Origin of the sequence: Demequina silvatica (assembly GCF_000971215.1) — a bacterium.
In the GTDB taxonomy this organism is placed as follows: domain Bacteria; phylum Actinomycetota; class Actinomycetes; order Actinomycetales; family Demequinaceae; genus Demequina; species Demequina silvatica.
Genome location: NZ_BBMA01000003.1, coordinates 148,947 through 170,523, shown reverse-complemented (window position 1 = coordinate 170,523; position 21,577 = coordinate 148,947). Strand labels below are relative to the sequence as shown.

The window sequence follows — 21,577 nt, the reverse complement described above, 5'->3', positions numbered from 1 at the left end:
TGCCGGGATGGCGGTGTGGATTGCCTCGTGTTTCACCGTACGGGCGGGGGCCACCCTTTGCATGGGACCAAGTGCCCGCGGACCTTCGGTCCTGGAATGCGAGGGGTCAGGGCAGCGCGCGGGCGGACGCTGTCGCGTCGAGGTTCACGGCGCCGGGCAGCCACGTCGCGCCGAACAGCACGGGCGTGCGCAGCGCGAGCGTCACCTCCACGGTGACGCCGTCGGGGGACGATGCGGCGGCCAGGACCGCGCCGTCCAGGCCTTCGCGCGTGGCGGAGAGCGCCAGCTGGGTGCGCGCCGCGGCGTCGAGCGCGACGGGGTCGAGGCGGGTCGCGCCCGTCGAGTAGTAGGCGTCGAGGTCGAGCGCGTCGGCGGCCGCGAGCGCGACCTCGTCCGCGGCGTGCGCGAGGCGGGCACGCTGCAGCTGGACGTGGGTGACGGCGGCGACGGTGACGAGCGCGGCGAGCAGGACGGCGACCAGGCCGAGGGTGAGGACGGTGATCGAGCCCTCGTCGTCGCGCAGGCGGGTCATGGCGCGTACCCGTCGACGGGGCCGGAGGCCGTGGAGTCGAGCGTGATGCGGGCCGGGATCGCGGCACGTATCAGGGCGGGCAGGCCGGGCAGCGGCACGTGCACCTCGACCCTCGCCATCACGGTCGAGCCGGCGGCCAGGCACGTCCCGTCGCAGCCCAGCTCCACCTCCGCGCTCGCGATCCCGAAGTCCTCGGCGGTGACCGCGGCTGCAGCGTCCGCCGCGGCGCGGGACTGCGCGAGGGCGGACTCGGGGGTCGCGCCCGAGTCGAGGGAGTCGAGCCCGGCGACCACGGCCGCGCGGGCCGCGGAGTACGCGGCCGCCTCGGCGGCGTACGCGCCGGCCTGCACGCGCGAGACCGAGACGACCAGGTAGAGCAGGGGCACCAGCAGCACGAGCGTGAGCGCGACCAGCTCGACCGCGGCGGCACCGTCCTCGGCGCGGAGGTCACGGCGCATGGGAGCCCTCGCTCAGCGCGCGCCCGCTGGCCTCCACCGTGCCGGAGGCCCACAGGACGGCGGGCGCCTCGCCGGTCAGCGTCACCCGCACCGCGTCACGCCCGCCGACGTCCTCGTGCGCGATCGCGACCTGCGCGCCCATCCCGAGCGACGCCTGGGCGCACGCGGCCGCCCGGGCGACCCCTGCATCGTCCCCCTGCCGTGCGACGGCGGCCACGCGGGCGCCCTCGGACGCGCACGCGGTGAGCGTGCTGCGGACGTGCGCGGCCAGGGCGAGCTGCAGCACGCCGAGCGCGACCGCGGCCACCAGGACCGCGACCAGCACGAACTCGACGGCCGCGGAGCCCCGGTCAGCCGCCGGTGACCGACTCAAGGGCGGTGGTGAACATGTCGCTGAGCGCGGGCCCGGCGAGCGCCCAGATCGTGGCGACCAGGCCTGCCGTCATCAATGTGATGAGCACCCAGCCCGGCACGTCCCCGCGGTCGTCGCTCAACTGCCTCTTCCACTTGTCCATCTCTCCCCCATCTCCTACAACCCCAGCCGGAGCGCGATGAGCCCCGGGTACAGCGCGAACAGCACGGTGACCGGCAAGATCAGCAGCACGACGGGCACGAGCATCGCGATCTCGCGCTTGCCGCCCTCCTCGAGCAGCGCCTGACGGCCGCGGTCGCGCACGTCGGTCGCCTGCGCGTGGAGCACCTCCGCGAGCGGGGTGCCGCGCTCGATCGCGGTGACGAGCGCGTCGCAGAAGGACGTCACCACCGGCTCGCCGGTGCGGGCGGCGAGTCGGTCCAGCGCGCTGCCCACGGTGCGGCCGGCGCGGATCTCGGCGAGCGCGGTACGCAGCTCGTCGCCCAGCGGGCCGGGCGACAGCGCGGCGACGCGATCCAGCGCGGCGGGCACGGACTCGCCGGCGACCACCGCGAGCGCGAGCATCTCCGCCGCGGCGGGCAGCTCGTGGCGCATGCGGGCGCCGCGCGCGGCGGCGCGACGCGCCAGCAGCACGTCCGGCGCGAGCGCACCCAGCACCGCCCCGCACGCCGCGACGATCAGCGCGACGCCGGGGCCTGTGCCGCGGGCCGCGCCGAGCAGCAGGCCGAGGGCGAGGCCCGCGGCGAGCCCGGCGGCGGCGCAGGCGAGCGCCTGCGCCCGATGGCGCGCGACCGTGGTGGCGGAACCCGCGCGCGCGAGGCGGCGCTCCAGCTCCTCGGTGGGCGCGCCCAGCCGAGCGACCAGGCGCGACGCGTCGGCGACGACCGGGGCGAGCATGCGGGCGAACGGCCCGCGGACGACGGGCTCAGCCGTGGCGCCGCACAGCCGCGGCGCGAGCCTGCGTTCGAGGGAGAAGCGGCGCGCGTGCGCCCACGACCACACGAGGCCGAGCCCGGCGGCGAGGCTGAGGCAGACCAGCGCGATCATCGCAGCACCCGCTCCTCCGCCGGGAGCCGGCCCAGCCGCCTCATGAGCGTGTACGCGCCCACGCAGGCGAGCGCGCCCGCCACCAGGACGGTGGCGCCGGCGGCGGTGTCGAACGCCGCGAGCCCGCCGGGCCGGGTCGCCAGAAGCGCCAGCAGTAGCCAGGGGGCCGCGACCGCGAGGCGCGCCGCGTTGACCGTCCAGGACTGGCGCGCCTCGAGCTCCCCCCTGACCCGCGCATCGTCCCTCAGGAATCGCGCGAGCGAGCGCAGCACGGCGCCCACCTCGGTCCCGCCGACATCGCGTGCGAGGCGGACGGCCTCGACGATGCGGTCGGCCACCGGGTCCGCGAGGCGCGCCTTGAGCGCGTCGAGGGACGGGCCGAACGCGCCGCTGGCGCGGTAGTCCTCCGCGAAGGCGGCGAACGCGGGGCGCAGGGGCTCCGGTCCGCGCTCGCCCAGTGCGGCGAGCGATTCGGGAAGCGCGAGGCCCGCGCGGATCCCGGACGCGATGGTGTCGACCGCCTCGGGCCAGGCGCTGCGCAGTCGGGCACGGCGGCCGCGCGCGCGTGCCGTGACGGTGGCGAACGGCGCATATCCGGCGGCGGCGCCCGCGATCACGGCGACCGCGATCGAGCCGGTGAGCGACCACGCCAGCACCATCGCGAGCAGCCCCAGGCCGCACGCGGACGCCCCGAACACGCCCGCGGTCACGCCGTGGATCCCCGCCTGGACCAGCCGGTCCTCGAGGTCGCGCGCACGGGAGCGTGCGCGCTCGGGCCGTGGCGGCGCCGCCCAGCAGGCGAGCCACACCAGCAGCAGCCCCGTCCCCAGCACGAGCCCCAGCACGGCGTCCATGTCAGGCCGCCAGCAGCTCGGTCAGCGCGATGCCGCGGCCCGCGAAGCGCTCGGCATGGGGAGGGAAGCCCGTCCCGCGGGTGAGGACGCCGTCGCGGGTGGCGAAGATCTCGGACAGCTCGATCACGCCGGACTCGACGCGGCCGGACACCCCCACCACCTCGCGCACGCGCCGCGATCCGTCCGCCTCCAGGCCCACGTGCACCACCAGGTCCACCGCGGACGCGACGGCGGGCACCACGAACCGGTCGGAGACGTTGTCGCCCGCGAGCAGCGGCAGCGTGCACATCTTCGCGAGCGCGTCGCGGGCGGAGTTGGCGTGGATCGTACAAAGTCCTGGTAATCCGGCGTTCAGGGCGATCAGGAGGTCCAGCGCCTCCGCCTCGCGCACCTCCCCCACCACGATCCGGTCGGGCCGCATGCGCAGCGCCTCCTTCACCAGGCGTCGCAGCGAGATCTCGCCCGTGCCCTCGAGGGAGGCCTGGCGGCACTGGAGCGCGACCACATCCCTCAAGCCGAGCGCCAGCTCGAAAACCTCCTCGCACGTGATCACCCGCTCCCGAGCAGGGATCGCGCCGGCGAGCGCGCCGAGCGTGGTGGTCTTGCCCGCCTGCGTGCCGCCCGACACCAGGATGGTGAGGCCCGCGCGCACCGCGCCCTCGAGGAACCGCGCGGCGCCCGCGGTAAGGGTGCCGAGCGCCACCAGGTCGTCCACGTCCGACGCTCGGGCGATGTATTTGCGGATGTTGACGGCCCAATGGCGCCGGGTCACGTCCGGGATGGCGACGTGGAGGCGCTCGCCGCCCGGCAGGGCGGCGTCCACGAACGGCGAGCTCAAGTCGAGGCGCCGCCCGGCGAGCGCGAGCATCCGCTCGACCAGCGCCCGCACCTCCTCCGCGGTCAGCAGGATGCTGGTGAGCTCGCTGACGCCGCGCCGCGCGATGTACACCTCGTGCGGGGCGTTGATCCAGATCTCCTCCACCGTCGGGTCGTCGAGCAGCGGCTGCAGGGGGCCCAGGCCGGCGACGGCGTCGGTGATGGCGCGGGCCAGGGCGTCGCGATCGGGCACGGGGGCACGGCCGTCGAGCAGCGCGCGCTCGTCCCACGCGTCGATCGCGGCCGCCACGAGCGACTCGACCGCACGCGCATCCCTCGCCGGGTCCACCCCGGAGTCACGGATGCGTGCGCGGACGTCGTCCTCGATGCGCCCCAGCACCTCTCCCCCCATGCGGGCGACGTTATCCCGATCCGGACAATTGGGACAAGGGGTGTGGAAAACCGAACGCGCTGGCAGGCGTGCGGATGGACGATGCACGGGCCGGGCGGCGCGCGCGGGGCCGCCTCATCCAGCCGCGGCGGCGGGTGCCGGGCCGATGACCGACGGCATCTTCATCCGAAGCGCGATCATCGAGTTGACGAGCAGGCCGACGGCGCCGACGAAGGCGGCGCCGAACGCCGCACGCTCGGGCTGCTCGACGATCCCGTAGAACGGCGACTCCGGCATGACGAGGCCCAGCGCGGTCGCGGCGGTGAAGAGCCCCAGAAGCTCGGTGAGCGGGAACCGCGTCGCCTCCGGCGCCTTGATCCGGTACGACGCGAGGAACCACGCGACGGACCCGCCGACCAGCAGCCCGAACGCGGCCCAGCGCTCGAACATCATCGGGTTGTCCTCGGTCACGAACGGCGAGATCGCCCCGACGAGCGGGGTGTAGACCGCGAGCACCTCGGTGGGCACGAGCTTCGCGAGCAACGCACCCGTCGTGGGTGGCTCGCCCGTCTGCTTCACCCCCGGCGCCGGCGGCGACTCGCCGGACGCCTCCTGGGTCATCGGAACCTCGTACGGCGTCGCCGTCCTGGCGGCCGCGAATCCTGCGAGCGTGTGCACGGACATGATCTCCCCCTGAAGTCGCGACACCCGCGTCGCGGCGTCGCAGGCGGGGTTCGGGGACCGGGCCGGCGGACTGGCCGCTGCGGCACCACGCGTGCGTGACCCTTCCACGGTACGCCTGCGGATGCGCGCGAGCCGTGCCTACGCTGGGCACATGTGCGGACGCTACGCGAACTTCCTGACCGAGCAGGAGCTCATCGACGCCTTCGAGATCGCGGTGATCGCGGACGACGCACGGCTGGCCCCGCGCTACAACATCGGCCCGATGCAGGAGACGGCGATCGTGGTGGCGCGCAAGGAGGAGGGGCGCTCGCTCGAGCTCGCGCGGTGGGGTCTGGTGCCGTCGTGGGCGAAGGACCCCGCGATCGGGTCGAGGATGTTCAACGCGCGCTCCGAGACCGTCGCGGAGAAGCCCTCCTTCCGGTCCGCGTTCGCCAAGCGGCGCTGCCTGGTCCCGGCGAGCGGCTACTACGAGTGGACCACCCGCGACGGAGTCAAGACGCCGCACTTCATCCACACGCAGGACGGCTCCCCGCTCGCGTTCGCGGGCCTGTTCGAGTTCTGGAAGGACAAGGCACTGGGCGACGAGGCGCCGTGGCTCGCCACCTGCTCGATCGTCACCACCGCATCGCGGGGCGACATGCAGGAGATCCACGACCGCCAACCCGTCATGCTCACCCAGGCGGAGGCGGACGCCTGGCTGGACCCCGCATCGTCCCCCGATGACCTGTTCGCCGCGATCGCGGCCCCCGCGCCGGACCTCACGTGGCACGAGGTCGGGCGCGAGGTGGGCAACATCCGGAACCAGGGCGAGGAGCTCATCGCGCCGGTGTGAGGCGGGCCGGGTCCCGCCTGACGGCGTTTTACACTGGGGCGACCGTAGGCAGGCCCAGGGAGCGCAGTGATCAGGATCGGGATCGTCGAGGACGACGCGACCTACCGCGACACCCTCATGCAGCACCTCGCCCGCTACGCGGAGGAGAACGCGCTCGAGCTGGACATCCGCGACTTCCCCGACGGCAGGGCCGCGGTGCAGGGCTACCGCCCGCAGTACGACATCCTGTTCCTCGACGTCGAGATGCCCGGCATGGACGGCTTCGAGGCCGCGCACCGCATCCGCGAGGTCGACAGCGACGTCATCATCATCTTCGTCACCAACATGGGCCAGTTCGCGATCCGCGGCTACGAGGTCGACGCGCTCAGCTACCTCCTCAAGCCCGTCCCGTACTTCGCGTTCGCGCAGGAGCTCACCCGCTCGCTCGCGCGGCTGCGCAAGCGCGAGACCCGCTCCGTCATGATCACGGTGAACAACGCGGTGGTGAGGCTCGACCCCGCGGACATCGTCTACGTCGAGTCGGTCAAGCACCGCATCACCGTCCACGGCCTGGACCGCGAGTACACGTTCTCGGGCACGCTCAAGGCCCTCGAGGACGAGCTCGCCGACCAGGGCTTCTTCCGCTCGAACAACTGCTACCTGGTCAACCTGCGGCACGTCCGCAAGGTCGACCAGGGCATGAGCGTGATGGTCGGCGGCGAGGCCCTCCAGGTGAGCCGCCCGCGCAAGAAGGCCTTCCTCGAGGCCCTGGCCGCCCACATGGACGGACAGCGCGCGTGATCGCCGACTCCCTCCAGGACATCCCCCGCGTGGTGACCGCGCTCGCCGAGTGGGGCGCGTGCCTGCTGTACATCTCGCTGGTGGCGCGGCGCATCTCCGGCATCTCGCTGGGCCTCACGCTCGGCGCGGGCCTCATCATCATCATCTGCGTCCAGGAGCTCGCGGGCGCGATGCCGGTGGGCCTGTGGTCGCTGGGCATGGTGCTCGCCGCCGCGGCCATGTACGCCCTCATCCGCGCGTGCACCGAGACCGACGGCAAGGGCGCGGCGGACCTGCTGGCCCGCGCGTTCGTGCTCGCGGAGCTCAACGCGTCGCTCGCGTGGCAGCTGGACCAGCACTTCTTCGGCGGGCACGAGTGGACGGCGCTCCGGATCATCATGCTCGGCGTGATCGCGGGCGCGGTGTTCGCCGCCGTGTGGTTCGCCGAGCGCCGCAACTTCCCGCCCGGCGTGCGCATCGTGATCGACGGCCGCATCCTCGCGTCCACGCTGTCGATCGCGCTGGTGACGTTCCTCCTGTCGAACATCAGCTTCGTGAGCGCGGACACGCCGTTCAGCGGGCGCGACGGGCGCGAGATCTTCTACATCCGCACGCTGGTGGACCTCGCCGGCTTCATCGCGCTCTACGCGATGCGAAGCCAACGCCTCCAGCTCCACCGCGCCATCGAGGTGCAGTCGATGAACTCGCTGCTGCACCGCCAGCACGAGCAGTACCTGCGCTCCCGCCAGGCGCGCGAGGCGGTCAACGCCCGCTACCACGACATGAAGCACTACATCGCGGCCATCCGCGACGAGTCCGACTCGACCGTCCGGTCCACCATGGTGGACCAGCTGGAGGAGTCGCTGCGCGGGTACAGCGCGGCCGCCGTGGACACCGGCAACGGCGTGGTCGACACGGTGCTCGCGACCAAGACCGCGCAGGCCGAGCTCGACGGCATCACCGTCACCAGCGTGGTCGACGGCTCCGTGGTCGACTTCATGGAGGTCATGGACATCGTCACGGTGTTCGGAAACGCGCTCGACAACGCGATCGAGGCGACCGCGTGCGAGCCCCGCAAGGACCGCCGCCTGGTGCGCGTCGCGGTCTACCGCCAGGGGCACTTCGCGATCCTGCGGTTCGAGAACTGGTTCGGCGGGCAGCTGGACCTCTACGACGGCCTCCCCGCCACCACCAAGGACGACGCCCAGCACCACGGCTACGGCCTCAAGAACATCCGCCAGGTCGCGGAGCGCTACGACGGCTCGATGACGGTCGAGACGCTCGACGGCTGGTTCGTGCTGCGCATGCTGGTGCCCATCCCCGCCTGACCGTCGCGGAGGGACGATGCGCGGCACGTCAGTTCGTGCGGCGCGGGCGGCCGTTCGTGCGGCACGGTCGGGGCGCCCGCGCGGGCGCCGCTAGCCTCGCACGCACGGGCGAAGGGGCGACGGCATGAGGCGACGGCGGCACGCGTGGCTGCTGGCCGCGGCGACCCCCGCTGCCCTCGCGCTGGCCGCCTGCTCCTCCGGCGCATCGTCCCCCGACGCCCCGCCGGAAGGCCCCGAGGTGGTAGCCGCCGCAGACTCCCCCACCGGCTACGTCGCGACGTTCCGCCTGGACGCGCCCGACGCGGAGCAGGTGTGGCTCGCGGGCGACCTCTACTTCACGCGCCCCGAGCTCATCGCGCTGACCGGCGCGGAGCGGTCGTGGCTGGGCGACGGCTGGCTGCGCGGGGACGTGCCCGCCGCGCCGCTCGCGGAGGACCTCGCGCCCATGACGCGCGCCGAGGACGGCGTCTGGGAGCTCACCACGGCGGTGCCCGCCGGCCTGTGGAACTACGGCTTCGTCACCGAGGAGTGCTCGCTCATCCTGGTGTGCTCGGTGCAGGCCGACCCGGCGAACCCGGCGCCGGTCGCGACCGACGCGGCGATGACGCAGCAGTGGTCCCAGGTGTTCGTGCCGGCGGACCCCGCGCACCCCACGTACGATGCGACCGCCCAGGTGCAGACCGCCGACCCGGCGGAGCGCGGCACGGTGGAGGCGCGCACGTACCTGTCGGTGGAGCACGGCGAGCGGGAGGTGGGCGTGTACCTCCCGCCGGGCTACGACCCGGACCGCGCCGAGCCCTATCCCCTGCTGGTGCTGTCGCACGGCGCGGGCGACGACGAGTCCGCGTGGTGGACGCAGGGCGGCGCCGCGCAGCAGCTCGACCACGCGATCGAGGACGGCACCGTCCCGCCCGTGGTCGCGATCACCACCGACTTCTCCGGCCTGTCAGAGGCCGGGATGGAGGATCCCGACTTCTTCGAGCTCTACGCGGCCGAGCTCGAGGACGGGGTGCTCCCCTACGCCGCGGCCGAGCTGCACGCGTCCACGGACCCCGGGCAGCGGGCGTTCGCCGGGCTGTCGATGGGCGGGAGGCTCGCCGAGCACGTGCTGCTCACCCGGCCGGACCTGTTCGCCGCGTACGGCATGTGGTCCATGCCCGCGGGCGTCGGGGGGACCCAGGCCGCCGCCCTCACCGACGCCGAGCTCGCGGACGCCGTGACCGCCCGCGCCGTCCACCTGGGCACGGGCGCCGAGGACTCCCTCACCCCCACGCCGGACGCTTTCCAGGCGCTCGCCGCGCGGTACCGCGCCGCCGGGGCGGAGGCGGACACGTTCGCGACGCACGGCGGTCACGCGTGGTGGGTGTGGCGCCAGATGCTGGGCGACTTCCTCGCGACCGCGGCGTTCGAGGACTGAGCGCGGGGCGCCTCGGGTGCCTCTCAGGCGGCCGCGAGCGTGTTGTCGACCATCGCGAGCGCGGACGCGATCGCCATGTGCATGTCGAGGTACTGGTACGTGCCCAGCCGTCCCCCGAAGTGCACGCCGTCCTCGCGCGCGGCGAGCGCGCGGTAGGCCTCGAGGCGCGCCCGGTCGGCGGGCGTGTTGATCGGGTAGTACGGCTCGTCGCCGGGGCCGGCGAAGCGGGAGCGCTCGTGCGCAAGGACGGTGCGGTCCGTCGGGTAGTCGCGCTCGGGGTGGAAGTGGCGGAACTCGATGGTGCGCGTGTACGGCGTGTCCGCGTCCGCGTAGTTCATCACCGGGCAGCCCTGGTGGTCGCCCACGTGGCTGACCTCCCAGTCGAAGTCGATGGTGCGCCACCCCAGCGCGCCCTCGACGTCCGCGAAGTAGCGGTCCAGCGGCCCCGTGTAGACCACCGGTACGCGGCCGGCCGTCGAGTCCTTCGACACCGGCGAGGCGGGGTCGAGGAAGTCCGTCTCGAGCCGCACCTCGATGTGCGGGTGATCGACCATCCGCTCGAACCACGCCGTGTAGCCGTCGACCGGCAGCCCCTCGAAGCGGTCGTTGAAGTAGCGGTTGTCGTACGTGTAGCGCACCGGCAGGCGGCTGATGATGGACGCGGGCAGGTCGCGCGGGTCCGTCTGCCACTGCTTCGCGGTGTACTCGCGGATGAACGCCTCGTACAGGGGTCGCCCGATCAGGCGCACGCCCTGCTCGTCGAGGTTCGCGGGTTCCCGGTCGCCCAGCTCTGCGGCCTGCTCGGCGATCAGCGCGCGCGCCTCCGCCGGCCCCATCGCGGAGCGGAAGAACTGGTTGATCGTGCCCAGGTTGATGGGCATGGGGAACACCTCGCCCCGATGCGTGGTGTAGACGCGGTGCACGTACGGCGTGAACGCGGTGAAGCGGTTGACGTACTCCCACACGCGCTCGTTCGAGGTGTGGAACAGGTGCGCGCCGTAGCGGTGCACCTCGATGCCCGTCACGGGGTCCGGCGCCGAGTACGCGTTGCCCCCGATGTGGTCCCGGCGGTCGACCACCAGGACCCGGCGCCCGCACGACGCCAGCTGCTCCGCGACGGTGAGGCCGAACAGGCCCGCGCCCACGACGACGAGGTCGGTCATACGTGAATGGTAGGGGGCGTCAGTTGAGGGCGAGCGCCCACGAGGCGCCCCGGTAGGCGGCGACGGTCGCCTTGCGCCCGTGCTTGCCGGGCAGGTGGACGATGCGCCCGAGGGCTCCGCGCTTGAGGCGCCGGTAGACCTCCGGGTCGTCGTAGCGCAGCTCGCGCCACAGCTCGACCTTGCGTGCGAAGTCCTCGTCGCGGCCCGAGCGCAGCAGCATGGTCGAGGAGATCACGCACACCACCTGGAGGTGGTGGAGCAGGTAGCGGTACAGCGCCGGCGGGACGTCGTAGGGGCTGACCTCGACGTCCATGAGCAGGCGGTTGACCTTGAGCTGCTGGTCGATCCGGCGGATCATCACGGCCTCGTTGACCGACTGGTCGGGGCGGCCGATGAAGTACCGGTACAGGTCCACATCCAGGTAGTACATCGACTCGACGTGCAACAGCGGCTGGTAGACGTAGAGGTTGTCGACGTAGAACGTGTGCTCGGGGAGACGCAGGCCTGACTCGCGCAGCAGGTCGGTGCGGTACACCAGCGCGTGCATCATCAGGTACTGGCCGGTGCGGAAGCGTCCCACCTCGTCCCAGCCGAACACGCGGCCCTCGGGCAGCACGTTGCGGTAGCGGACCGCGCGCTTGAGGCGCCGTCCCACCTTCTCGTAGACGAAGTTGCTCAGCACCAGGTCGATCGGGTTCTCCGCGGCGATGAAGCCGCGCAGCGTGTCGAGCAGCGCACGGAGCGCACCCTGGTCCACCCAGTCGTCGGCGTCGACCACCTTGAGGTAGCGGCCACGCGCCACGTCGATCCCGACGTTGATGGTGGAGCCGTGCCCGCCGTTGGCCTTGTGGATCGCACGGACCACGCCGGGGTGCGCGGCCTCGTAGCGGTCCGCCAGCGCCGCGGTCCCGTCCGTCGAGCCGTCGTCCACGATGAGGACCTCGAGGTCCTCCGCGCCCACCAGGAGCGAGTCGACGCAGCGCTCGAGCCAGCCCTCCGCGTTGTAGGACGGCACGACGACCGTGAGTGTGGGATGCATGCCGGTTCCTTTACCCGTCCCGGCGACCATCCCGCGCCGGCTCGGCACCCGAGCCGTCGGCGACCGTCGCGGTCACCGGCTCGCTGCCGGCCTCGCCATCAGAGGCATCCACGATACCCGCGGTCGCCTGGGACCCCGGACCCGCCTCGTCCTCGGGGACGCGCTTGAAGATGATCTTGAAGATCGGGAAGAACACCCAGAACGAGATCGCCGAGTTGATGATCATGGTGACCACGTCCGCGACCGTCTCGCCGGTCGCGCCCCAGCCGAGGGTGTCGATGAAGAAGTCGTAGACCGGCGCCTTGTAGAAGCCCTGCGCGGCCGCCGCGACGAACGTGATGACCACGTACGCGATGAAGTACCACATGGCCGCGATCCACGGCGAGGTGTTCGACTTGAACGTGATGTTGCGCTGCAGGAAGAAGTTGATGATCTGCGCGATCGCGAGCGTGATCTGCACCGCGAGGAAGTACGCGAGGCCACCGCCGCCACCCTGGGAGATCTCCCCCGCCGGGTAGTCGAACATGTAGTACTGCGAGCCGTCGACGTTGGAGCCGATCGGCAGCACCTGGAAGTCGGTGTCGAGCAGGCTGGTCGACGCGAACCAGCTGCGCAGCATCGGCATGAGCACGAACTGCAGCACGGTCACCGCGTTGGAGAACACGAAGAACATGAGGAACTGGGCGGTCCCGGGGCGGCGGGCCTCGAAGCCCTGCCACATGCGGGTGATGGGTGCGAACATCGGTGGTCTCTCCGGTGAGGGTCAGGCGCTGACGCGCGCGGGCGTGGCGGACGGTGCGGCGGTCAGCTGGGCGGCGAGCTCGCGGCTCGCGCGCCGGTTGCGTCCGAAGCCCGAGATCAGGCCGCCGAGTCCACGCAGGTGCTTGCCGTTGACCAGGGTCACGATCGAACCGACCATCTCCTGGCTCACGGCGCCGTTGGTCATCTTGCCGATGGCGCGGAACGGCATGTTGTAGAGGAAGTAGAGGTTGAGGTCGGGCTTGCCCTTGCGCTCGGCGCGCGCGATGAGCGAGCGCAGGATGCGGGCGGCGAGCCGCGCGAGCGGGCTGGGCGCCTGGTGCATCGCGAGCAACGGGTCGTTGGGGCCCAGCGGCCGGCGGTCGGAGGTCGCGACGGGGATCGCGTGGCCCAGCAGCACCGCGAACTCGGCGTCCGAGACGTGCGCGACCTGCGCGGAGTAGTAGGACGGCAGCTCGGCGCGGCGGTCCATCGAGGCGGCCTCGCCCGCGACGCGGAGGGTGCCCGAGCCGCGGATGTCCTCGACCGAGGCGCCCACGCCCACCCAGTAGTCGCCCGCCTCGACGGTCCACGCGCCGCGCGCGACGCTGTAGTGGCGGAACGTGTACTCGTCGAACGGCACCGTGACCGTGACGCTCTCCCCCGCCTCGAGCGCGACCTTGCGGAAGCCCTTGAGCTCGCGCACCGGGCGGTGCACGCCGTTCGAGGTGCGCCCCACGTACACCTGGGCCACCTCGGAGCCGGCTACCGCGCCGGTGTTCGTCACCGTGAAGGTGACCCCCGCATCGTCCACCCGGACGTCGCCGTACTCGAACGTGGTGTAGCTGAGGCCGTAGCCGAAGGGGAACAGCGACGGCGCGTGCGCGCTGAGGTAGTAGCGGTAGCCCACGTAGAGGCCCTCGCGGTACTCGGCGGTCTCCGCGCGGCCCGGGTAGTAGGCGTGGCTGGGGTTGTCCTCGAGGTGGAGCGGGTAGGTCTCCGCGAGCCTCCCCGACGGGTTGACGGCGCCCGTGAGCACGTTGACGGTCGCCTCCGCGCCCGCCTGGCCGCCCAGGTAGCCGTGCAGCACGGCGCGAGCGTCGTCGATCCACGGCATCTCGACCACGGAGCCGGCGGACAGGACCACCACGATCCGGTCGGTCGCCTGACGGAGGCGGTTGAGCAGGACCACCTGGTTGAGGGGCAGGTCGAGGTGGGTGCGGTCGTTGCCCTCGGACTCGCTCGTCTCATCGAGGCCCAGGTACAGCAGCACCACGTCGGCGTCGCGGGCGGCCGCGACGGCCTCGGCCGCGAGGGCCTCGTCCTCGCCGCCGGTGCGCCGGAAGCCCTGCGCGTAGGAGACCACGTCGAGGGACGATGCGCCGAGCGCCTCGACCGCCGTCGACAGCCCGGTCGGGTTGACCAGCGAGGAGCCGGCGCCCTGGTAGCGGGGCGTCTCGGCGAAGTCGCCGATCACGGCCACGCGGGTGCCCGCCGCGAGCGGCAGCAGGGCGTCGTCGTTCTTGAGCAGCACGTGGCTCGCCTCGGAGACGCGGCGCGCGAGCGCGTGGTGCGCCTCCTGGTCGACCGCGCGGGCCAGCGACGGGTCGATCCGCTCCACCAGGGTGCGCATCTCCGCGACGCGGGCGTCGAGGTGCTCCTCGGCCAGGGTGCCGGCGGCGACCGCGTCGAGCAGCTGGCGCACCGAATCGAGACCCGGGGACGGCATCTCGAGCGTGCCGCCGGCCGCGACCGCCGCGACGGCGTCGTTCGAGCCGCCCCAGTCGGACACCACGGCCCCGTCGAAGCCCCACTCGTCGCGCAGGATGTCCTGCAGCAGGTGGGCGCTCTCGTGGGCGTACTCGCCGTTGACCTTGTTGTAGCTCGACATGATCGCCTGCGGAGCGGCCTCGCGGACCACCATCTCGAAGGCGGTGAGGTAGATCTCCCGCAGGGTGCGCTCGTCGACCACGGAGTCGCTCGCCATGCGGCGGTGCTCCTGGCTGTTCGCGGCGAAGTGCTTGGGGCAGGCCGCGACGCCCTGGGACTGGATGCCGCGCACGTACGCGCCGGCGAGCTTGCCCGACAGGTACGGGTCCTCGGAGAAGTACTCGAAGTTGCGGCCGCACAGCGGGCTGCGCTTGATGTTGAGGCCGGGGCCGAGCACCACGTCGACGTCGAGCGCCGCCGCCTCCGCGCCGAGCGCCTCGCCCACCTGGGCGGCGAGGTCGAGGTCCCACGAGTTCGCGACGGTCGCGGCGGTCGGGAAGCACGTCGCCTGCGCGGACGCGTTGATGCCGAGGTGGTCGCCCGAGCCCAGCTGCTTGCGGATCCCGTGCGGGCCGTCCGAGAGGTGGAGAGCGCGGATCCCGGCGCGCTCGACGGCGCGGGTCTCCCAGACGCTCGCGCCGCTGAGCAGCGCGGCCTTCTCGATGAGGGTGAGCTCGTCGGTCATGGTGTCGCTTCCTTTCTGGCCCGGTCGCGGGTGCCCGGCGTCGTTGTCCGGTCCGCGAACGGTGGCGGGAGGGGCCGTGGCGGGGCTGCCGCCACCACCCCCGGTCCGCGCGGTGATGCGGGTGCGGGTGCCGGACGCTCGTGCTGTCGCCGTTGACGACGGTCCGGTCCCCGCGGGGAGTTCGGTGGGTCAATCCAACCCCGGTGCAGCGGGCCCCTGCGACCGGTCTGCACAACCTGCGCGCACCGCCGCATGTTCTGTCGCGGCCTCTCAGGGATGCCTGGCAGACCGCCGGTTCGCGCACAGTCCGAGCGCCCGGTCGCGGACGCGCGAACGGGGTGGCGGGGCCGCATGCCGCGGTCCCGCCACCCCGTCACGGTGCGCGTCGGATCAGGCGTTGACGAGCGCGTCCGCCTCCGCCGTCGCGGCCGGCTCCGCACGGTGACGGCGCACGCGGCGCACCACCATGAAGACGCCGCCCAGGACCAGGACGCCGATCGCCGACGTCGCGATGATCTGGATGTAGACCCACGTCGGCGGCGTGTAGGCCACCGTCGCGCCGGGCGCCAGCTCGTCCATCGCGTTCGAGTTCGCGACCGCGAACAGGATGTTGTGCGTGGAGTTGCGGATGTCCGTCACGGCCTTCGCGGAGGACGTGTCGCCGAAGGACTTCGACGGCTGGAACGTCAGCGTCAGGTCCGTGCCCGCGCTGATCCCCTGGTTGGGGTTCATGTACGGGTAAAGGTTGAAGTCCGAGATCGCGAAGCCGTCGAAGCCCCACTCGGAGCGCAGCACGTCCGTCATGAGCGCCTCGGAGCCGCCGGCCCAGGTCGCGCCGATGCGGTTGAACGAGCTCATGATGCCCGTCGCGCCGACGGTGGTCTCCGAGACCGTGCCGTCGCTGTCGGAGATGTACGTGACGTCCATCGTGATGTCCTTCACGCCCATCTCGAAGGGCTTGAGGTACACCTCGCGGATCGCCTGCTCGGTCGCCCAGGTGGCCACGCCGTTGTTGACGCGGTTGGTCTCCTGCTCGTTGAGCGCGAAGTGCTTGATGGTGACGTAGACGCCCTTGGTGGCGATGCCGTTGGCCACCGAGGTGAGCATCGCGCCCGACAGCACCGGGTCCTCCGAGTAGTACTCGAAGTTGCGGCCCGCGAACGGCGAGCGGTGCATGTTGACCGCGGGCGCGTACCAGCCGTTGATGCCCTTCTGGAGGGCCTCGTTGCCGAGCATCACGCCCATCGCGTCACCCAGCTCGACGTCCCACGTCTGGGCGATGAGCACCTCGGACGGGTACGCCACGCCGTTGATCGACGAGTTGATGAAGGAGGAGAAGCCCGCGGGGCCGTCCGGCTCCAGGGTCTGCGGCTTGCCGATCGAGCCGATCGGGGCCGTCTGGTAGGCGCCGTTGAGCAGCACGTCGGTCATCTCGCCCACCGTGAGGGAGTCGAGGAGCTCGTCCCACTTCGGGTCGTCCTTCGCGAGGCCGCGCAGGTCGATCAGCGAGAGATCGGAGTCGGCGCCCGTGGTGGGCGCCTCGCCCTCGAAGGCCGCCGCGGCGTCCTCGTAGTCCCACGCCTCGAACCCGGCGACGGTCTCGTCGGAGGCGACCAGCTGCTCGGCCGTCGGGGCGGCGGGGAACGTGCCCGCGAAGTCGGCGCGCGAGAACACCTGGATCTTGCCGGCCTCGCCGGTGGTGGTGAAGCCCGCGGAGACGTCGTCGAACTGGTTGGTGGCGGCGACCGCGTCGGTCGAGCGCGGGTTCGACTCGTCGTAGACCACGGTCTCGTCGACGGTGTAGGTGAAGGGCTCGGTGCCCGCGGCGACGGTGTGCGAGTCGGTCTGGACCGTGAGCTCGTAGTCGCCGGCCTCGAGCACGTAGGCCGCGGCGTCCATGTAGTCGTAGGACGCCATGTCCTCGACCGCGAGCTCGATGGTCACGGACTCCGTCGCTCCGGGCTCGATCGCGCCGGTCTTGGCGAAGCCGCCCAGGACCACCTCGGACTTCTCGATGCCGCCCGCGGTGTACGGGGCCGAGTAGTAGAGCTCGACCACGTCGCGGCCGGCCACGTCACCCGTGTTGGTCACGTCGACCGTCACGGCGATGGTGCCGTCCACGGCGCCCGCCTCGGTGCCGGTGACCTCCCACGCGAAGTCCGTGTAGGACAGGCCGTAGCCGAACGGGTACACCACGGCGTCGTCGTAGTCGATGAAGCCCTCGTACGCGGCGGTCTCGTAGTAGCGGTAGCCGAAGTAGATGCCCTCGGCGTGGTTGACGAAGGTGCCCTCGTCGGTGACGGTCGCGTTCGACGTCGCGGTCTCGGTCGCGGAGACCGGGTAGGACGCGGACACGTTGTCGTAGACGAAGCTGCCGAAGTTGCTCCACGTCGGGTCGGCGGTGAAGTCCGCGGCCCACGTGTCGACGGTGCGGCCGGACGGGTTGACGTCGCCCGCGAGGATCGAGCCGAGCGCGTTGAAGCCGCTCGCGCCGGGCGAGCCGGCGAGCAGGATCGCGTCGATGCCCGCGTCGTCCTGCAGGTCGCCCATCTCGATGGTGGTGGAGGCGTTGACCACGACCACGACCTTGTCGAAGCTCTCCTTCGCGAGGGCGATCATCGCCTTCTCATCCTGGTTGAGCTCGAGCTGGTGCTCGCCCTCCTGGGCGCGCGGGTCCACGTTGTCGGGGTTCGCGATGTCGAGCATGTCCTGCGCGAGGTCGCCGCCCTCGCCGCCGGGGCGGCCGATGACGATGATCGCGGCGTCGCCGTACTCGGCGAACGTCGAGGACTGGGCCTCGTAGCCGTCGACCTGCATCTCGCCGATCGTGTAGGTCGACTGCAGCGGGAGGTCCATCTCGATGTGGCCGCGCGGGTTCTCGGCGGCGTAGGCCTCGATCGCGGTGTAGAGCGGCTCGTTGATGGAGAAGCCGGCGTTCTCGAGCCCGGCACGCACGTTGACGGCCGAGTTGGTGTCGACCGAGCCGGAGCCGGAGCCGCCGAACACGGGGTCCGCGGCCGCGCGGCCCATGAGGGTGACGGCGGAGCCGGAGTCGAGCGGCAGGGCGCCGTCCTGGTTCTTCGCGAGCACGATGCCGCCCGCGGCGATCTCCTCGACCAGGTCCTTGGCGGCTGCGTCCACCTCGTCCATGTCCGCGTAGTCGGACTCGTAGTACGAGGTGTCCCAGCTGGCCGACTCGTCGGAGTTGGTGAACGTGTAGGTGCCCGAACCGAGCTGCGAGGCGACCCAGCCGCCCGCGATGACCAGGGCCATGTTCGCGACGATGGTGAGCGCCGTCACCAGCGCGAGGACCGGGATCCAGATGGACAGGTACTTCTTGTTGGACATCCGCGGCTTCGAGGCCGCGGCGTCCTTGGGCGGACGGGCGTTCACTGCGTGTCTCCTTCAATGATGTGGATCGTGCGCACCTGGGTCGGGTTCACCGTGGTGCGTGCCAGCACGTGCGGGCGGCGCCTTGCGCCGTCGCTCGCCACCACCGCTGGCGTGGGGGTCGAGCTGGCGAGAGGACGATGCGCCCGCCCGGGCCTCGTACGGGTCCGGGCGGGCGCCCCGCGGGTGGCGGGACGTCTCTCGAGGCTCGGTGCCGAATTACTCGGTGACCTCGGTGATGGTGCCGTCCTGGTCGATCTGCCAGGTCTGGCCGGTCGCGGCCGACTCGGCCTCGATCACGAAGTTGCCGCCGTCGATGTTGACGGTGCCGGTGACGCGCTCGGCGGCGTCGGTGGCGACGAACGGCATCACCATGAGGCCGTACTTGACGGTGGGGGCCTGCACGTCGCTCGCGAGCATGACCTGCGCCCAGTCGTCGTCCGCCAGCGCGTCGAGGACGGCCTGGCGGGCGGTCTCGAGGTCGGTGGCGACGTCGACGGTCGACTGCTCCTCGGCGGCGACCTCGGTGGAGGCGCCGGGCTCGGCGGTGTCGCTCGAGCAGGCGGTGAGGCCGAAGGTGCCCGTGGCGGCGATGAGGATCGCGAGGCCGGTGGCCCGCATCTTGGTGTGCTTCATGAGTGTTCCTTACTGGGTTCGAGCCGCGAGACGTTCACGGTCGGGTTCGCCACGGGGGCTGGGCGTGGCCGGAGGTGTCCCTCCGACCACGCCCGGGGATGCTAACCGAGATCCTTAGGAGATCTGGCCGGCGTAGTTGAGGCCGAAGCCGTAGTCGTAGGAGTTACCTGCGGCGTCGGTGTAGGGCGTCACGTCCTTCGCGACGTCCTCGAGCTGCGCCTCGACGGTGTCCATGTCCTTCGGGAACTGGATCGGCAGGCGGCCCGTGGGCTCCCAGCCGCCGGTCGCGACGTCGAACACGGCCTGGTCCGAGGTGCCGAAGCTGACGAGGATCGCGTCCGCGTCCGCCTCGAACTCCGCCGGGATGGTCGCGTTGGTCGCCTTGAGGGCCACCACGACGGGGATGTCGTTGCCGGAGGCCTCGACGGCGGCCACGGCGCGCTCGAAGGCGTCGAGGTCGGCCTCGTTGGACGGGGTCACCGAGTTGCCGAAGTAGGAGCGGTTCTCCTTGGTGCCGTCCTCGAGGATGTCACCCGAGATCGAGACCTTGCGGACGTTGTCGCCGTCAGCGGTGTACTCGCGGTACTGCAGCGACATCGGGTAGTACTCGCCGGTCTCGGCGTCGAAGCCCGAGTTGCCGAACACTGCGCCGGTGGTCGGGCTGTTCATGCCGACCAGGACCAGGTCCACGTCGGACAGGTCGGGAGCGGTGTAGCTCTTGACCGTGGTGCCGTCCTTCTTGTAGACGACCTCGTCGGTGACGACCTCGCCGAAGAACTCCTTCGCGACCTCGAGGTCCATGCTCGGACCCTCGGTGTAGGTCGCCTCGCCGAAGAGGCTCGACAGGCCCACGTCGTAGGACTGCGGGATGTAGACGGTCTTGTCGGACCAGTCGGTGCCCTCGGCGACGGTGCCGTCGTTCTTGAGCATGACGATCGACGCGAGCTGCGCCTCGTAGCCGGCGGCGACCTTGTCCTCGGAGGCGAGCACCGAGGCGGACACCTCGGGGGCCAAGAACGCGTCCTCGTAGAGGCCCGTCTGGAAGAACATGTTGAGGATGCGCGTCCCCGACAGCTGGAAGCGGGTCTCCGCGTCCATGTCGAGCTCGCCCGCCTCGAACTTCTCCTGCCACAGGTCGGCACCCTCGAGGATGAAGGTCGCGTCGTTCACGCCGCCGAACATGTCGGTGCCGTTCGCGAGCACCTCGAGGTAGCGCTCCGCCGGGGTCAGGTCCTCGGCGCCCCACGCGGTCGCGATGAACGCGCCCTCGTCCTTGGAACCGGTCATGACGCCCCAGTCGGTCACCACGACGCCCTCGTAGGAGAGGTCGTCGCGGAGGATCTCCATGCGGCCCGAGTCGTACGCGGTGCCCATGCGCTCCGCGCCGAGCAGCGGCTCGCCGTCGGCGTCGAGCGCGACCGAGTACGCGGTCATCATCGCGGCGGAGTCAAGCGCGCCCTCGAACACGGAGACGTGCTCGTCGAGGTTGTCGCCGGGGTACACGCCGTACTTGCCGGCGGCGGTGTGCGACTCGCGGCCGCCCTCGCCCGGGCCGTCGCCCGCGAAGTGCTTGATCATCGCGTTGACGGACTCGGAGCCCCACGCGTCGGTGCCCTCGGAGCCCTGGAAGCCGTCGACGTAGGCGGCTGCGAGCTCGGCGGCCTGCGCCGAGTCCTCGCCGAAGGTGCCGCTGACGCGGAGCCAGCGCGGCTCGGTCGCGAGGTCGATCTGCGGGCTGAGCGCGGTGGTGATGCCCAGCGCACGGTACTCCGCGGAGGCCATCTCGCCGAACTGCTTGGTGTACTCGGCGTTGAACGTCGCCGCGAGGCCCAGGTTGGACGGCCAGCGCGAGATGTCGGCGCCGTCGGCGTTGTAGACGCCGCCGGTGGCCGCCTCGGAGCGCGGGTCGGACGCGAAGTTCACGGGCACGTACGGGGTGTCCGCGGTCGCGAGGGTCTCGACGTAGGCCTGCATCGCGTTGACCCACGGCACGGTCTCGTCGGCGTTCGAGCCCGCGGCGTTGAGCACGGCGCGCAGGTTCGAGTCCTTGAGGTACGTCATCTGCGCGTCGGTGAGGCCGTCCGCGGGCGAGCGCTCGTGCGAGCTGAAGAGCATGAGGCCGGCGATCTGCTCGATCGACATCTGCGCGGACAGGTCCGCGGCGCGGTCGGCGGCGTCGACGCGCCAGTCCTCCCACGTGTCGAGCGTGCCGTTGGCGTTCATGTCCTTGAACGCGACGGTGGCGCCGTCGACGGTCTCCTCGAGCAGCGTCACGCCGCTCTCGGCGCCGTAGCTGAGGTCGGGCGCGTCGCCCGGGTTGTCGACCACCACGAAGGTGGTGTCGCCGTCGTTCACCTCGGTGGTGGTGTACGCCGACGCGTCGGCCGACGGGCTCGGGCTCGCGTCGTTCGTGTTGGAACCGGTGCAACCGGCCAGCGTGGCGGCGAGGCCCACGCCCGCGAACGCCAGCGCTCCCCTGCCACGGAGCGACCGCATCGCGGTCCCTCCCACCGTCTTCGTTGACTTCATCGCTGTCTCCTCATCAATGTGCTGATCGCGCGCCTTGCTGCCGTCTCCGAGGAACGTCTCTGTTCGCACTTCGTTGTCTCCGGAGGGCGGCGCTCTTCTGCGCGCTGAACGTGAGTCAATCAGCGGGGATTCGGGC

The 21,577-nt window shown here is 71.7% G+C and carries 19 protein-coding genes; 4 read left to right on the top strand and 15 right to left on the bottom strand.

What is annotated here, in order from left to right:
• Positions 1-106: 106 nt before the first annotated feature.
• The 8 genes from AOM05_RS04730 to AOM05_RS04700 all read right to left on the bottom strand — a co-directional run bounded on the left by AOM05_RS04730 (position 107) and on the right by AOM05_RS04700 (position 5,155).
• Positions 107-532 (bottom strand): pilus assembly protein TadG-related protein, encoded by a 426-nt coding sequence (locus AOM05_RS04730; protein WP_062519880.1) that lies wholly within the window; start codon positions 530-532, stop codon positions 107-109.
• Positions 529-990: a hypothetical protein gene (locus AOM05_RS04725; RefSeq protein ID WP_062519878.1), complete on the bottom strand. Its 462-nt coding sequence runs from the start codon at positions 988-990 to the stop codon at positions 529-531. The genes AOM05_RS04730 and AOM05_RS04725 overlap by 4 nt, the downstream gene beginning before the upstream one ends.
• Entirely contained in the window at positions 980-1,363 is a 384-nt protein-coding gene (locus AOM05_RS04720) for a TadE/TadG family type IV pilus assembly protein (protein ID WP_082097271.1), read from the bottom strand. Before AOM05_RS04720 ends, AOM05_RS04725 begins: the two co-directional genes overlap by 11 nt.
• Positions 1,341-1,505: a hypothetical protein gene (locus AOM05_RS14395; protein WP_169746718.1), complete on the bottom strand. Its 165-nt coding sequence runs from the start codon at positions 1,503-1,505 to the stop codon at positions 1,341-1,343. Before AOM05_RS14395 ends, AOM05_RS04720 begins: the two co-directional genes overlap by 23 nt.
• A gap of 14 nt (positions 1,506-1,519) precedes the next feature.
• On the bottom strand, positions 1,520-2,410 hold the full coding sequence (locus AOM05_RS04715; protein WP_062519874.1) for a type II secretion system F family protein: 891 nt from the start codon (positions 2,408-2,410) through the stop codon (positions 1,520-1,522).
• The gene (locus AOM05_RS04710; RefSeq protein WP_062519872.1) at positions 2,407-3,264 is read right to left on the bottom strand and encodes a type II secretion system F family protein; all 858 of its coding nucleotides are present in this window, start codon (positions 3,262-3,264) and stop codon (positions 2,407-2,409) included. Before AOM05_RS04710 ends, AOM05_RS04715 begins: the two co-directional genes overlap by 4 nt.
• Position 3,265: 1 nt before the next feature.
• On the bottom strand, positions 3,266-4,492 hold the full coding sequence (locus AOM05_RS04705) for a TadA family conjugal transfer-associated ATPase (RefSeq protein WP_062519870.1): 1,227 nt from the start codon (positions 4,490-4,492) through the stop codon (positions 3,266-3,268).
• 114 nt (positions 4,493-4,606) lie between these two features.
• A complete protein-coding gene (locus AOM05_RS04700; RefSeq protein WP_156165034.1) occupies positions 4,607-5,155 on the bottom strand; it encodes a hypothetical protein in 549 nt (182 codons plus the stop codon).
• A 151-nt stretch (positions 5,156-5,306) separates the two neighbouring features.
• Here AOM05_RS04700 and AOM05_RS04695 point away from each other — a divergent pair, with 151 nt between their 5' ends.
• From AOM05_RS04695 to AOM05_RS04680, 4 genes are all read left to right on the top strand, one after another.
• Entirely contained in the window at positions 5,307-5,987 is a 681-nt protein-coding gene (locus AOM05_RS04695) for an SOS response-associated peptidase (protein WP_062519866.1), read from the top strand.
• 66 nt (positions 5,988-6,053) lie between these two features.
• The gene (locus AOM05_RS04690) at positions 6,054-6,767 is read left to right on the top strand and encodes a LytR/AlgR family response regulator transcription factor (protein WP_062519863.1); all 714 of its coding nucleotides are present in this window, start codon (positions 6,054-6,056) and stop codon (positions 6,765-6,767) included.
• Positions 6,764-8,074: a sensor histidine kinase gene (locus AOM05_RS04685; protein ID WP_062519862.1), complete on the top strand. Its 1,311-nt coding sequence runs from the start codon at positions 6,764-6,766 to the stop codon at positions 8,072-8,074. Before AOM05_RS04690 ends, AOM05_RS04685 begins: the two co-directional genes overlap by 4 nt.
• Before the next feature lie 124 nt (positions 8,075-8,198).
• A complete protein-coding gene (locus tag AOM05_RS04680) occupies positions 8,199-9,491 on the top strand; it encodes an alpha/beta hydrolase-fold protein (protein WP_062519860.1) in 1,293 nt (430 codons plus the stop codon).
• A 23-nt stretch (positions 9,492-9,514) separates the two neighbouring features.
• Here AOM05_RS04680 and glf read toward each other — a convergent pair whose 3' ends face one another.
• From glf to AOM05_RS04645, 7 genes are all read right to left on the bottom strand, one after another.
• A complete protein-coding gene (gene glf, locus AOM05_RS04675; RefSeq protein ID WP_062519857.1) occupies positions 9,515-10,654 on the bottom strand; it encodes a UDP-galactopyranose mutase in 1,140 nt (379 codons plus the stop codon).
• 19 nt (positions 10,655-10,673) lie between these two features.
• Positions 10,674-11,693, bottom strand: a complete 1,020-nt coding sequence (locus AOM05_RS04670; protein WP_062519855.1) for a glycosyltransferase family 2 protein — start codon at positions 11,691-11,693, stop codon at positions 10,674-10,676.
• A gap of 10 nt (positions 11,694-11,703) precedes the next feature.
• Entirely contained in the window at positions 11,704-12,435 is a 732-nt protein-coding gene (locus AOM05_RS04665; RefSeq protein ID WP_082097270.1) for a GtrA domain-containing protein, read from the bottom strand.
• Between the two features lie 21 nt (positions 12,436-12,456).
• On the bottom strand, positions 12,457-14,886 hold the full coding sequence (locus AOM05_RS04660; RefSeq protein WP_062519854.1) for a glycoside hydrolase family 3 C-terminal domain-containing protein: 2,430 nt from the start codon (positions 14,884-14,886) through the stop codon (positions 12,457-12,459).
• Positions 14,887-15,276: 390 nt separating this feature from the next.
• Complete coding sequence (locus tag AOM05_RS04655) at positions 15,277-18,279, bottom strand: glycoside hydrolase family 3 C-terminal domain-containing protein (RefSeq protein ID WP_228373211.1); 3,003 nt, start codon at positions 18,277-18,279, stop codon at positions 15,277-15,279.
• A gap of 216 nt (positions 18,280-18,495) precedes the next feature.
• Positions 18,496-18,912 carry a hypothetical protein gene (locus AOM05_RS04650; RefSeq protein ID WP_062519852.1) on the bottom strand — a complete coding sequence of 139 codons (417 nt, stop codon included), beginning with the start codon at positions 18,910-18,912 and terminating at the stop codon, positions 18,496-18,498.
• Between the two features lie 114 nt (positions 18,913-19,026).
• Positions 19,027-21,441: a glycoside hydrolase family 3 N-terminal domain-containing protein gene (locus AOM05_RS04645; protein ID WP_062519850.1), complete on the bottom strand. Its 2,415-nt coding sequence runs from the start codon at positions 21,439-21,441 to the stop codon at positions 19,027-19,029.
• Positions 21,442-21,577 lie beyond the last annotated feature (136 nt).

Excerpts from the sequence above, each read along its gene's own strand:
- AOM05_RS04730 (WP_062519880.1), bottom strand. The coding sequence starts at position 532 with ATGACCCGCCTGCGCGACGACGAGGGCTCGATCACCGTCCTCACCCTC.
- AOM05_RS04725 (WP_062519878.1), bottom strand. The coding sequence starts at position 990 with ATGCGCCGTGACCTCCGCGCCGAGGACGGTGCCGCCGCGGTCGAGCTG.
- AOM05_RS14395 (WP_169746718.1), bottom strand. The coding sequence starts at position 1,505 with ATGGACAAGTGGAAGAGGCAGTTGAGCGACGACCGCGGGGACGTGCCG.
- AOM05_RS04715 (WP_062519874.1), bottom strand. The coding sequence starts at position 2,410 with ATGATCGCGCTGGTCTGCCTCAGCCTCGCCGCCGGGCTCGGCCTCGTG.
- AOM05_RS04710 (WP_062519872.1), bottom strand. The coding sequence starts at position 3,264 with ATGGACGCCGTGCTGGGGCTCGTGCTGGGGACGGGGCTGCTGCTGGTG.
- AOM05_RS04705 (WP_062519870.1), bottom strand. The coding sequence starts at position 4,492 with ATGGGGGGAGAGGTGCTGGGGCGCATCGAGGACGACGTCCGCGCACGC.
- AOM05_RS04700 (WP_156165034.1), bottom strand. The coding sequence starts at position 5,155 with ATGTCCGTGCACACGCTCGCAGGATTCGCGGCCGCCAGGACGGCGACG.
- AOM05_RS04695 (WP_062519866.1), top strand. The coding sequence starts at position 5,307 with ATGTGCGGACGCTACGCGAACTTCCTGACCGAGCAGGAGCTCATCGAC.
- AOM05_RS04680 (WP_062519860.1), top strand. The coding sequence starts at position 8,199 with ATGAGGCGACGGCGGCACGCGTGGCTGCTGGCCGCGGCGACCCCCGCT.
- glf (WP_062519857.1), bottom strand. The coding sequence starts at position 10,654 with ATGACCGACCTCGTCGTCGTGGGCGCGGGCCTGTTCGGCCTCACCGTC.
- AOM05_RS04670 (WP_062519855.1), bottom strand. The coding sequence starts at position 11,693 with ATGCATCCCACACTCACGGTCGTCGTGCCGTCCTACAACGCGGAGGGC.
- AOM05_RS04665 (WP_082097270.1), bottom strand. The coding sequence starts at position 12,435 with ATGTTCGCACCCATCACCCGCATGTGGCAGGGCTTCGAGGCCCGCCGC.
- AOM05_RS04660 (WP_062519854.1), bottom strand. The coding sequence starts at position 14,886 with ATGACCGACGAGCTCACCCTCATCGAGAAGGCCGCGCTGCTCAGCGGC.
- AOM05_RS04650 (WP_062519852.1), bottom strand. The coding sequence starts at position 18,912 with ATGAAGCACACCAAGATGCGGGCCACCGGCCTCGCGATCCTCATCGCC.
- AOM05_RS04645 (WP_062519850.1), bottom strand. The coding sequence starts at position 21,441 with ATGAAGTCAACGAAGACGGTGGGAGGGACCGCGATGCGGTCGCTCCGT.